Source organism: Lentzea xerophila, assembly GCF_051094245.1.
Classification (GTDB): domain Bacteria; phylum Actinomycetota; class Actinomycetes; order Mycobacteriales; family Pseudonocardiaceae; genus Lentzea; species Lentzea xerophila.
Window position 1 is genome coordinate 5609625 of sequence record NZ_CP194934.1, and the last position, 13684, is coordinate 5623308.

At 69.1% G+C, this 13684-nt stretch carries 4 protein-coding genes; 3 read left to right on the forward strand and 1 reads right to left on the reverse strand.

Translation table 11 applies throughout. The features are described from left to right. Window positions 1-261 precede the first annotated feature (261 nt). Both ACRSBM_RS26815 and ACRSBM_RS26820 read left to right on the forward strand, forming a co-directional pair. The gene (locus ACRSBM_RS26815) at window positions 262-10170 is read left to right on the forward strand and encodes a DUF7507 domain-containing protein (protein WP_434447222.1); all 9909 of its coding nucleotides are present in this window, start codon (window positions 262-264) and stop codon (window positions 10168-10170) included. 190 nt (window positions 10171-10360) lie between these two features. Then, a complete protein-coding gene (locus tag ACRSBM_RS26820) occupies window positions 10361-12292 on the forward strand; it encodes a hypothetical protein (protein ID WP_434447224.1) in 1932 nt (643 codons plus the stop codon). 8 nt (window positions 12293-12300) lie between these two features. Here the strand turns inward: ACRSBM_RS26820 and ACRSBM_RS26825 are convergent, their stop codons facing one another. Beyond that, the gene (locus ACRSBM_RS26825) at window positions 12301-12741 is read right to left on the reverse strand and encodes a hypothetical protein (RefSeq protein WP_434447226.1); all 441 of its coding nucleotides are present in this window, start codon (window positions 12739-12741) and stop codon (window positions 12301-12303) included. A gap of 104 nt (window positions 12742-12845) precedes the next feature. On the opposite strand from ACRSBM_RS26825, the gene ACRSBM_RS26830 reads away from it, so the two are divergent. Further along, window positions 12846-13439 (forward strand): GNAT family N-acetyltransferase, encoded by a 594-nt coding sequence (locus ACRSBM_RS26830; protein ID WP_434447228.1) that lies wholly within the window; start codon window positions 12846-12848, stop codon window positions 13437-13439. The last annotated feature ends 245 nt before the right edge of the window (window positions 13440-13684 follow it).

The following is a 13684-nucleotide window of genomic DNA, read 5'->3' on the forward strand; positions in this document are numbered from 1 at the left end:
ATCGCGCAGGAGCGAAAACGCCGCTGCGGCCGGGCGCGACCGGCCGAGGAACCTCCGGCGACGGGTTGACCTCGCTCTTCGTCCTTAGTGGCCGATCGCGCGGAGACGCCGCGACGGTGCCCTGCAGGGCAGTCGCGGAAGAAGCCGCCACGTGTGCGTAATCCAGCTCACCCGCACAGATCTGGAGTGGTGTCCGACCGATCGGCCGGGTGTTCCGTACGCCCGCGCTCGTCCCGCGAGCGCAGGCACTGGAGGAGTGCGATGAGAGCGACGCAGAGCACCGGGGGACGGGTGCGGAGAAGGGGACGCGGGCTGGCGGCCAAGTCCTTGTTCACGAGCCTGCTCCTCCTGGCGGGCAGCGTGATGGTCGCCCCGGTGGCGAACGCCGCGCCCGAGCTGATCATCACCAAGGCGGTCGAGGAGTCCTCGGCGCCGAGCGGTGGTCCGATCACCTACAAGATCGGTGTGTCCTGTTCCTCGGCGTTGCCCGGCGAGTCGTGTGAGGGCGCGGTCGTCCGCGACCTCCTGCCCGCCATCACCGACATCGACGGCAACAACCGCCGGGCGGGTTACGTGTACAGCCTGGGCGCGGGCACCAACGGCACGGGCGAGTCCATCAGCGACGGCGGCCAGGTCGTCGGCGAAGAGGTCGTGTGGGCGATGGGTCCCGGCTTCGACGCGGGTGTCACCGCCCAGTTGACGCTCGTCGTGTCGACTCCCGCCGGTGTCACCCCGGACGGCTGGGTGCTGAGGAACCAGGCCCGTGCCGAGTTGGGCGCCCAGGTGGTTGCCAGTAACCAGGTGGAGACCACGATCCGCGCCACCGCCGCGATCAAAGCGGAGAAGACGGGACCCGCTCAGGTCCTCGCGGGTGGCAACGCGACGTACCAGGTGCGGGCGTGCTTCGCACCCCAGTCCGACCCGAACTACGGACCGCTCGACATCTTCAACGCCACGCTGGTCGACACCATCCCGGCCGGCTCTGTCGTCGTCGCGGCGGACGGTGGGGTCGTGTCGGGCAACCAGGTGACGTGGAACCTCGGACGCATGTCCGTGGCCGCCCTGCAGCCGACCGGAGGCTGCATCACACGCACGCTGACGCTGAACTTCCCGGTCGAGAACTTCCCCCCGAACGGTCCTCCGGCCGTGAACACCGTCCAGGCGAGCGGTGAGACCTCGACCGGTCAACCGCTGCCGCCGTCCACGGCGTCCGTGAGCACCGGCATCACCGGTGACGCGACCGTTTCCGGCTACCTCAGCAAGACCCCGACCGACCGCTCGGTCGCGGCCGGCGAGAGCACGTTCTGGTACTACGGCGTCGTCAACGACGGCACCGGCACGCTCAGCACCGTGCGGGTGGAGGACTTGATCGACTCCAACCTCGAGACCGTCTACTTCGCCCCTGGCCACTGGCCCGGCAACGCGACCTTGCAGATCTATTACGACACCAACACCGCCGGGACCAACCTTCTGGTGCCAGGAGGCCCGTTCGCTTCCGGAGCCCCCGACGTGCAGGTCTCCAGCTTGAACCTGCCCGCGGGCACCGCCATCACAGGTGTGCGGTACGAGTGGAGCGGCGTGATCGAGGCCGGCTGGGCGGTGAGCTACGCCGGCATCGAGACGAGGCTGCGCGATCCCGGCTGGGACGGTGCGCCGTTGAGCAACAACGAGCAGGTGCGCAACTGCCTCACCGGCGTCGTCGTCGGTTCGAACGGGCAGCAGGCCCAGCTCGCCGAGCACTGCGACGAGGTCACCTACCTGGAGAACCCGGCGCGCGCCTACGTGAACACCGTGGCGACCGGCGTTCCCGGTGGACAGCACACCGGCACCCTCGGTGGCCGCTTCGACTTCACCACGACCGCGGGCGTGGGCAACGACTCCCTGTCCCCGCTGGCGGAGCCCGTCGTGACCGTGCTGCTGCCCGCCGGCTTCTCCCTCGAGGGCGGTTACACCTTCAACGCCGGCACGAGCGGACTCCCGGCGCCGGCGAACTTCGAGGTCGAGCCGTCGTTCGGTGGCACGACGCTGCTGAGGTGGACCTGGCCCGCGGGCACGTCCGCGCCTCCGGGCAGCACGTGGTCCCTCGACTACGACGTGCGCGTCGGCCCCAGCGTCACCCCCGGCACGTTCCCGTTCGACTCGACGATCTCTCCCGGCGTGACGCAGGAGCAGACCATCGGGTTCCAATGCTCGTCGCAGGCTCCGGTGAACTCGCGCGACGACGTCGACAGCGGCGACCGCGACGGCGACGGGCTCAACAACGACCCCATCTGCTTCCACCAGGAGTCGCTGAACGTCGTGGCGACGACGAACCTGTCCTCGGTCAAGGAGGTCAAGGGGCAGCTGAACGCGGAGTTCGGCACCTCCGGCCAGACCTATCCCGGTGGCCAGGTCGACTACCGCGTGACGATCAGCAACAGCACCGCCACGACGTTCGAGGCGGGCACCCAGGTGATCGACATCCTGCCCAGGGTCGGTGACACCGAGGTGATCGGTGAGTCGCCGGACGCCAGGGGATCCGAGTTCGACGTACAGCTGATCGGCGAGATCACCGGTGCCGGTGCGACCATCGAGTACAGCACGTCGGCCAACCCGTGCCGTCCGGAGATGGGCGGTCCCAGCACGAACTGCGACGCACCTAACTGGTCTCCGTGGTCGGCGGTCGTGGCGGACCCGACGTCGGTGAAGTCGGTGCGGTTCACCTTCACCGACCAGCTCGCGCCCGGCTCGTCGCTGTCGTTCAGCTGGCCGATGCGCGCCGAGACCGGCGCGGTGCCCGGCGAGACGGCCTACAACTCGTTCGCCTTCCGCGCCACGCCGGTCGGGGGTGCCCCGCTGCCTCCCGCCGAGCCGGTCCGCGTGCCGGTGACCGTGCAGCCGCTGCCGCCTCTCGGGCTCGTGGGTGACTTCGTCTGGGACGACACCGACGGCGACGGTGTTCAAGACGCCGGTGAAGGCGGTGTCGGCGGTGTGAGGGTCCAGCTCTGGACGCCCGGCGCCGACGGGATCGTGGGCACAGCGGACGACCAGATGGCTCCGAACGGGGAGACGTTCACCGACGCCGGTGATTCGAACCCCGCGAACCGGGGGCGTTACCTGTTCAGCGCGCTGCCGGCGGGCGACTACTACGTGAAGTTCTTCCCCCCGGCGGATCGGTTGCTGTCGCCGCAGAACCAGACTGACGACGGGAACGACTCGGACGGCGGACCCCTGAACGAGGGGGCGAGCATCACCGACGTCTTCACCCTCGACCAGGCCGAACAGGACCTCACCTGGGACCTGGGCCTGGCGCCGGCCACGCCGTCGATCGACATCGAGAAGGCCGTCAACAACGACGACGCCGACGTGGCGCCGGGGCCCCAGATCGTCGAGGGCAGCCAGGTCACCTGGACCTACGTGGTGACCAACACCGGCAACGTGGCGCTGCAGAACGTCACCGTGACCGACGACCGGATCGGCGCGATCACGTGTCCGCAGAGCACTCTGGCCGTCGGGCAGTCGATGACCTGCACCGCGACCGGCACGGCGACGCTCGGCCAGTACGTGAACACCGGCACCGTCACCGGCAACCCGGTGACGGGTGGCAACCCCGTGACGGACACGGACCCGGCCCACTACTTCGGTGTGGAGCCGGCGGCTCCGTCGATCGACATCGAGAAGGCCGTGAACGGTGACGACGCCGACAACCCGACCGGACCGCTGGTGCCGGTGGGCGGTGAGGTCACCTGGACCTACGTGGTGACCAACACCGGCAACACCAACCTGGTGAACGTCAATGTCACCGACGACAAGATCGGTGCCATCACCTGCCCGCAGGGCAGTCTGGCCGTAGGCGCGTCGATGACGTGCACCGCGACCGGAACGGCGCAGACCGGTCAGTACGTCAACACCGGTTTGGTGGTGGGCACGCCCGCGGACGGCAACGGCACGCCCATCCCCGGTCAGCCGGACGTGACCGACAGCGACCCCGCGCACTACTTCGGTGTCAACGCTTCGGTCGACATTGAGAAGGCGACCAACGGCCAGGACGCGGACACGCCGACCGGACCGCAGATCACCGAGGGCGGCCAGGTGACGTGGACCTACGTCGTCACCAACACCGGCAACACCAACCTCGTCAACCTCACCGTCACCGACAGCGTCGAAGGCGCGATCACGTGTCCTCAAGGGACACTGGCTCCGGGTGCGTCGATGACCTGCACCCTGACCGGCACGGCGCAGCTGGGCCAGTACGCCAACAACAGCACCGTCGAGGGCACACCCGCGGACGGCAACAACACGCCGATCCCCGGCCTGCCGAACGTGACCGACAGCGACCCGTCGCACTACCTCGGTGTCGCGGGCCCCGCGCCCGCGATCGACATCGAGAAGGCGACCAACGGCCAGGACGCCGACAACCCGACCGGACCGCTGGTGCCGGTGGGCGGTGAGGTCACCTGGACCTACGTGGTGACCAACACCGGCAACACCAACCTGGTCAACGTCGCGGTCGCCGACGACCGCGAAGGTGCTATCACCTGTCCACAAGGGACGCTCGCACCCGGTGCCTCGATGACCTGCACCCTGACCGGAACGGCCGAGGCAGGGCAGTACGCCAACAACAGCACGGTCGTGGGCACGCCGGCGGACGGGAGCGGCACGCCGCTTCCGGGGCTGCCGAACGTGACGGATTCGGATCCGTCGCACTACTTCGGTGTCAACGCTTCGGTCGACATCGAGAAGGCGACGAACGGCCAGGACGCGGACACGCCGACCGGACCGCAGATCACCGTGGGCGGTGAGGTGACGTGGACCTACGTCGTCACCAACACCGGCAACACCAACCTGGTGAACCTCGCGGTCAGTGACAGCGTCGAGGGTGCGATCACGTGTCCGCAGGGCACGCTCGCTCCAGGTGCGTCGATGACCTGCACCCTGACCGGCACGGCGCAGCTGGGCCAGTACGCCAACAACAGCACGGTCGAGGGCACACCCGCGGACGGCAACAACACGCCGATCCCCGGCCTGCCGAACGTGACCGACGCCGATCCGTCGCACTACCTCGGTGTCGAAGCGGCGGTCCCGTCGATCGACATCGAGAAGGCGACCAACGGCCAGGACGCCGACAACCCGACCGGCCCGTTCGTGCCGGTGGGTGGTCAGGTGACCTGGACCTACGTGGTGACCAACACCGGCAACACCAACCTGGTCAACGTCGCGGTCACCGACGACCGCGAAGGCGCCATCACCTGTCCACAAGGGACGCTCGCACCCGGTGCGTCCATGACCTGCACCCTGACCGGGACAGCCGTTGAAGGTCAGTACGCCAACAACAGCGCGGTCGTGGGCACGCCCGCGGACGGCAACGGGACACCGATCCCCGGCGCGGCGGACGTGACCGACACCGACCCGTCGCACTACTTCGGTGTGCGCGCCTCGGTGGACATCGAGAAGGCGACCAACGGCCAGGACGCGGACGCACCGGCGGGGCCCGACATCCCCACCGGTGACCAGGTGACGTGGACGTACGTTGTGACGAACACGGGCAACACCACCCTGGTGAACCTGGCGGTCACCGATGACCGTGAGGGGGCGATCACGTGTCCTCAGGGCACGTTGGCGCCGGGCGCGTCGATGACCTGCACCCGGACCGGGACGGCGGTCGAAGGGCAGTACGCGAACATCGGCTCGGTGGTGGGTACGCCGGCTGACGCGGGTGGCACGCCGATTGCGGGTCTGCCGAACGTGACCGACACCGACCCGTCGCACTACTTCGGTGTGGAGGTCAACAACCCGCCCGGTCCGCCGTCGGTCGACATCGAGAAGGCGACCAACGGTGAGGACGCCGACGACCCGACCGGACCGCTGGTGCCGGTGGGTGGCCAGGTGACCTGGACCTACGTGGTGACGAACACCGGCTTCACCCACCTGATCAACGTCGCGGTCACCGACGACCGCGAGGGCGCGATCACGTGTCCGCAAGGAACGCTGGCTCCGGGTGCGTCGATGACCTGCACCCTGACCGGGACAGCCGAGGCTGGGCAGTACGCCAACAACAGCACGGTCGTGGGCACACCCGCGAACGAGGCCGGTGAGCCGTACCCCGGTGTGCCGAACGTGACCGACGCCGACCCGTCGCACTACTTCGGTGTCAACGCTTCGGTCGACATCGAGAAGGCGACCAACGGCCAGGACGCGGACACGCCGACCGGACCGCAGATCACGGAGGGCGGTGAGGTGACGTGGACCTACGTGGTCACCAACACCGGTAACACCAACCTGGTGAACGTCGCGGTCACCGACGACCGCGAGGGTGCGATCACGTGTCCTCAAGGGACACTGGCTCCGGGTGCGTCGATGACCTGCACCCTGACCGGCACAGCACAGCTGGGCCAGTACGCCAACAACGGCGCGGTCGTGGGTACGCCCGCGAACGCGGGTGGCACGCCCATTCCGGGTCTGCCGAACGTGACCGACAGCGACCCGTCGCACTACTTCGGTGTCGCGGGCCCCGCGCCCGCGATCGACATCGAGAAGGCGACCAACGGCGCCGACGCCGATCTGCCGACCGGCCCGTTCGTGCCGGTGGGTGGCCAGGTGACGTGGACCTACGTGGTGACCAACACCGGTAACACCAACCTGGTCGACGTCACGGTCACCGACGACCGCGAAGGTGCGATCACGTGTCCGCAAGGCACGCTCGCACCCGGTGCCTCGATGACCTGCACCCTGACCGGCACAGCCGAGGCAGGGCAGTACGCCAACGTCGGTTCCGTGCAGGGCACGCCCGCGGACGGCAACGGAACGCCGATCCCCGGTCTGCCGAACGTGACCGACAGCGACCCGTCGCACTACTTCGGCGCACAGCCCTCGGTCGACATCGAGAAGGCCGTGAACGGTGACGACGCCGACACGCCGACGGGGCCGCAGGTCCCGGTGGGCTCGACCGTGACCTGGACCTACGTGGTCACCAACACCGGCAACACGGCCCTGACCAACGTCACGGTCGCCGACGACGTCGAGGGCGCGATCACGTGTCCGCAAGGCACGCTCGCATCCGGTGCGTCGATGACCTGCACCCTGACCGGGACGGCTCAGGCCGGCCAGTACGTGAACACGGGTTCGGTCGTGGGCACGCCCGCGGACGGGAACGGCACGCCGATCCCCGGTCTGCCGAACGTGACCGACACCGACCCGGCGCACTACTTCGGTGGCGCGGGTGGCATCGACATCGAGAAGGCGACCAACGGTCAGGACGCGGACAGCCCGACCGGGCCGTTCGTGCCGGTCGGCTCGACGGTCACGTGGACCTACGTGGTGACGAACACCGGCAACACCAACCTGGTGAACGTCGCCGTGACCGACAACGTCGAGGGCGCCATCACCTGCCCGCAAGGCACGCTGGCTCCGGGTGCGTCGATGACGTGCACCCTGACCGGCACAGCCGAGGCAGGGCAGTACGCCAACAACGGCACGGTCGTGGGCACGCCGGCGGACGGGAGCGGCACGCCGATCCCAGGTGCCGAGGACGTAACGGACTCGGACCCCTCGCACTACTTCGGCGCACAGCCCTCGGTCGACATCGAGAAAGCCGTGAACGGTGACGACGCCGACAACCCGACCGGGCCGTTCGTGCCGGTGGGTGGTCAGGTGACGTGGACCTACGTGGTGACGAACACCGGCAACACCAACCTGGTGAACGTCACGGTCACCGACGACAAGATCGGCGCCATCACCTGCCCGCAGGGCTCACTGGCTCCGAACGCGTCGATGACCTGCACCGCCACCGGTTCGGCCACGGAAGGCCAGTACGCCAACACCGGCACGGTGCTCGGTACACCTGCCGACGGTGGCGGCACGCCGATCGAGGGCATGCAGCCGGTGACCGACTCCGACATGGCGCACCACTTCGGCAGCACCAGCGCCATCGACATCGAGAAGGCCACCAACGGTGAGGACGCGGACAGCCCGACCGGGCCGTTCGTGCCGGTCGGCTCGACGGTCACGTGGACCTACGTGGTCACCAACACCGGCAACACCAACCTGGTCGACGTCACGGTCACCGACGACCGCGAAGGTGCGATCACGTGTCCGCAAGGCACGCTCGCACCCGGTGCCTCGATGACCTGCACCCTGACCGGCACAGCCGAGGCAGGGCAGTACGCCAACGTCGGTTCCGTGCAGGGCACGCCCGCGGACGGCAACGGAACGCCGATCCCCGGTCTGCCGAACGTGACCGACAGCGACCCGTCGCACTACTTCGGCGCACAGCCCTCGGTCGACATCGAGAAGGCCGTGAACGGACAGGACGCCGACGAGGCGCCGGGACCGTTCGTGCCACAGGGCTCGACGGTGACGTGGACGTACGTGGTGACGAACACCGGCAACACCAACCTGGTGAACGTCACGGTCACCGACGACAAGATCGGCGCCATCACCTGCCCGCAGGGCACGCTGGCACCGACCGCGTCGATGACCTGCACCGCGACGGGCACCGCCGTCGGGGGTGACTACGTGAACCTCGGATCGGTCGCCGGCACGCCGGCCGACGGCAACGGAACGCCGATCCAGGGCATGCAGCCGGTGACGGACTCCGACCCCGCGCACTACTTCGGGGCCGTGCCGTCGATCGACATCGAGAAGGCGGTCAACGGTGAGGACGCGGACACCCCGACGGGCCCGTTCGTGCCCAAGGACGGCGAGGTGACGTGGACCTACGTGGTCACCAACACCGGCAACACGCCGCTCGCCGACGTGCAGGTCACCGACGACAAGGAAGGCGCCATCACCTGCCCGAAGACGACGCTGGCCGTCGGTGAGTCCATGACCTGCACCGCGACGGGCACCGCCGCACCAGGCCAGTACGACAACACCGGCACCGTGGTCGGCACCCCGGTCGACGGCAGCGGTGCACCTGTTCCCGGCGCGTCGCCTGTCACCGACAGCGACAAGGCCCACCACTTCGGCGCGGAGCCCTCGATCGACATCGAGAAGTTCGTGAACGAGGAGGACGCCGACGAAGCGCCAGGACCGTTCATCCCGGAGAACGGCGACGTCACCTGGACCTACGTGGTGACGAACACCGGCAACACGCCGCTCGCCGACGTGGCGGTCACTGACGACAAGGAAGGCGCCATCACCTGCCCGAAGACGACGCTGGCCGTCGGTGAGTCCATGACCTGCACCGCGACGGGCACCGCCGCACCAGGCCAGTACGACAACACCGGCACCGTGGTCGGCACCCCGGTCGACGGCAGCGGTGCACCTGTTCCCGGCGCGTCGCCTGTCACCGACAGCGACAAGGCCCACCACTTCGGCGCGAAGTCCTCGATCGACATCGAGAAGTTCGTCAACGAGGAGGACGCCGACGAAGCGCCAGGACCGTTCATCCCGGAGAACGGCGACGTCACCTGGACCTACAAGGTGACGAACACCGGCAACACCGACCTGAGCGGTGTGGTCGTCAAGGACGACAAGGAAGGAGACATCACCTGCCCGAAGACCGATCTCGCCGTCGGTGAGTCGATGACCTGCACGCTCACCGGCAAGGCGGTGGCAGGCGCGTACAAGAACACCGGCTCGGTCACGGGCAACCCCGTCGACGACGGCGGCCAGCCGATCCCCGGCGCGACGCCGGTCACCGACACCGATGACGCGAACTACTTCGGTGCGACCCCTGGTGTCAAGATCGTGAAGAAGACCAACGGCGACGACGCGAACACCGCGCCCGGGCCACAGGTCATCCAGGGTTCGTCGGTCACCTGGACCTACGAGGTGACCAACACCGGCAACGTCCCGCTGACCACGATCAAGATCATGGACGACGTGGAGGGCGAGATCAGCTGTCCGGACGCACCGCGGGTGCTGGCACCGGGGACGAGCATGACCTGCACCAAGAAGGGCACCGCGGTGCTCGGCCAGTACAAGAACACGGCAACGGTCACCGGAGTTCCGTCCACTTCGGACGGTACGCCGATCGAGGGTCTGACCCCGGTGAGCGCCACCGACCCGTCGCACTACCTGGGTCAGGCACCGCCGCTGCCGTACACGCCGGGTGGTTCGCCGAAGCCCGGACAGCTCGCGCTGACCGGTCCCCCGCTGCCGTTGCCCGGTCTGGCTCTCACGGGTGTTCTGCTGGCACTCGTCGGAGCGGCCGCGCTGACCCTGGTGGCACGACGCCGCAAGGGATAGCGGTAGCGCACAGGTGATCGGGAGCGGGCCGACGCTCCGTCCGCTCCCGATCACGTGACGTGCGGCCCGTCCAGGACTCGAAGTCCTGGACGGGCCATGTCGCTGTGCACCCGCGCGTGCACGAAGGTGCTCGTCTCCCCCAGTGGACAGCTGTTGTGGTGACAGCGGAGCAGTCGGCGGAAGGGATGGCATGGGCGACCTGTTCGTCGTGGGGCACGGGAGGTTGCTCGACGGTGAGGTGTTCCTCCCCGCGGGCCGGCGAATCCACTTCTACGCGCGCAAGCACACCGGATTGCCGCTGACACTCGCTGTCGCGGTGGTGAACTCCGCGGGTGGGACCGGTCCTTTGTGGTCAGCAGGTTCCGCTCGGCACTCCGCGCGGTGCCGCAACGTCCTGGTGAGCCCGCTGGGTGATCACGAACGGATGGTGCTGAGCAGCGCGTCCTGCTCGGTCCCGGTGATCTGCGTGGGTGACTCGGCGGTTCCTGTGCGCGCCATCGGTCTACGGCTCTGCGAGACCCCGTCGGCCTGCACGGCCGCGCGGGCGCACGCGTGCGGTGGCTGGCTCGACGTGCTCGCCGGACGAGCGGACGACCTGCACTTCGTCACCTGCCTGCTGCACAATGACGACGACGTCTCGCGGGCGACCCAGCACACCGGCCGGGAGGAGAGGGAGCGGCTGCGCGGGTGGCGCGGCGTGCTGCCGTCAGCGCTCCGGCCAGATCCCGGACGTCGCACTGGCGAGCTCAAGGCCGAGCTCGACTGGATGGCCTCCAGGTTCGCCAGGCTGCCGTTCGCGGCGCAGGAGAAGCTGTTCGACTCCTGGGCGACCGAGGACGGCCACCCCACGGCCACTCAGGCGATGATGCTCGGCCACGACGTGGTCGAGCAGTGGGCTGCGGTGCGCGGTGCGCGGTCAGTGCTCGCCGAAGCAGGGATGTTCAGCCTGACCGCCTACCTCACCACGCTCGACCAGCGGGAGCAGGCGGTCTGCCGACGGGACCCCAGCGTGCGGCACGCCGTCGACAAGGCGAACCGGTGGTTGAACCACTGGACCGACCCCCGGCACGCGCATCCGGAGAAGGCAGCCGAGGCGTGGCGCGAGCTCGACCAGGCCGACCGGATCGGCCTCGCCCACGCCGAGCCCGCGCTGGCGAGCCGGATGGCGATGTGGACAGCCGACTTCCCCTCCGGCATGACGCCGCGGCGAGCCGCACAGCTAGTCGACGAGCACAACCTGAGTGTGCTCGCGGCAGCACCGCTCGGCGTCGCGCTGCCCGCCGCGCTGATCGGTGAGGCGGTCGTCCTCGCGCCCTCCTCCATCGCCACCGAGCACGACGAGTCGGGGTTCGAGACCGGCACCGGCGGCGCCTTGCGCAGGTACGTCCGTTCCCTGCGTCAGGGTGACACCGAGCTCACCCCGGTCGACGCCGGCGCCGGGCTGGTGCTCGCCGGCGCGGTCAGCGGGCCCACGGCCGAATACGTGCGCCGGCTCGCCGCATCAGCCTGGCCGGATATCGCGCACACAGTGGCCCATCACGACCTGCGCACCGTGCACGACATGTGGGTGCTGCGCTCAGTGAACAGCGACGTGCTGGACGCCGTCGCCAAGCTGAACCGCGCACTGGCCGTCGCGGCGCCGCCGGAAGAGGTGAACCTCGCCCTCGCGGCGGCGGAGGAGGCGCTCGACGCCCGCGATACGTTCGCCGACACCCTGAGCCGCTGGTCCAGCACGGTCATCGACGACGTGACGGCCTGGTGGGACCGGGCGATGAACTTCGTGCTCACCGCGCAGGAGACTGGGCGGATCGACCTGGCTGGGCTGCCGGAAGCGACGCTGAGGTTGACGACCGCGTTCCTGCTGAGCGATGGCGCCGCACAGGCGGTCGAGCGCGCCGACCTTCTCACTGAGGACCTGCACGATGCGTGGCACCGGGTGGCGACCACGCCGGACGCCACGACCACCGCGGACGCCCACTCGGCACTGCGGGAATGGTGCGAGGTGGTACCTGGGGCGGTCGCGCTGGCGCTGACGGAGCTCCGGCGGACACCGGACGACCTGGCGACCGCAGCACACGACACGGCGACGCTCATGGGCAGACTCCGCGAGGTGCGCTCGTGAACCGGTCCTCACTTCCCCCCGTGCGAGACCACCACGTCACGCAGCCGGTTTGCGAGCTGAGACAGGTCCGCCAGATCCTGGTCCGTCCGGCCGAGGTGGGCGAGCACGACCGGCCGCAACCGCGTGGCCTCGGCGATCGCCTCGCCGTGCGTGTTGACCGCGTCCAGCAACCGTGCCAGGCGCAGGACCTCCTCACCGAACGCCGCGAACAGGTACGCCTCGTCGTGGGAGAGCCCTGGATCGGCGCCCGCTCCCGCGACGGTCTCGGCGAGCACCGCCAGTGCCTGGCGCCCGGCCGCGTGCCCATTCCTGAAGAGGGTTTCCTGGGCCTCGCCAAGCCCTTCCGCCACCGCGGCGTGCATCTGCGCGACGGCGTCACGCACCTGCTGGGTCCAGAACGCGAGGAGCTCGGCGCGGCCACCGCGACCGTCCACACGGGCCTGTTCCATCCGGCTTCTCCTCTCGCCGACGTCATGATCGACACCACCCAACGCCGCCACCCGTCCCGGTCGCGTGCCCGATCGGGCACTCACGTGGGCACAGGAGGGAACCATTGACCACCTGGACGATTCGCCATGCGCGTCAGGACGACCTCGTGGTGGCCGAGCTGCAACGCGGATCGGCACCAGGCCTGGTCGATCGCGTGTTCGGCTCCGACGCGGTCCGGTTCCTCCAACGGGACTTCCTGCGAGGAGGCGGGGTGTACGGCTACCGCAACCAGATCGTCGCGACGACGGGAGGAGGCGACGTCGTGGCGAGCTGCACCGCCTACCGGGGCCGCGACTTCCGGCGGCTCAGCGCCATCACGACGACGACCGTGCTCCAGCACTACCGTCTCGCGGCGCCGGGAGTGCTGCGGCGGTTGCTGGTCCTGTCCGCCGCGTTCGCCCCGCCCGCGCCCGACGGACTGCTGCTCGCGAACTTCTGCACCGCACGGAAGTTCCGCGGCGGAGGTGCCGGCACGGCACTGCTGGAGCACCTGTTGTCCTCGGCTGCCGGCATCGGAGCACGGTCGGCGGAGCTCGACGTGTCCACTGAGAACACTGCCGCCGAGCGCTGGTACACGCGCCTCGGTTTCGAACTCGTCGGCGAACGGCGGCATGCGCTGGGAGCGGACGGGTTTCGCAGGATGCGGCGGACGCTCTGACCAATCAGGAGTTCTCCTGGTTGTCGCGACCCGAACAGCTCGCGTAGAAATTCACCGTCATCATCCGGCAGGCACAGGGCGTCGCCGACAGGTGATGACCGGGTCGTGTCGCCGTCAGCAGGGGACGACGACAAGACGGGTGTCCGGCAGTGCCCCAGCACTGCCGGACACCTCTACCGCGACGCGGTTCCGGCCGACAGGGGCCACCGGAAAGTGCGTCCAGCGTGATTCTCGCCATTCGGAGA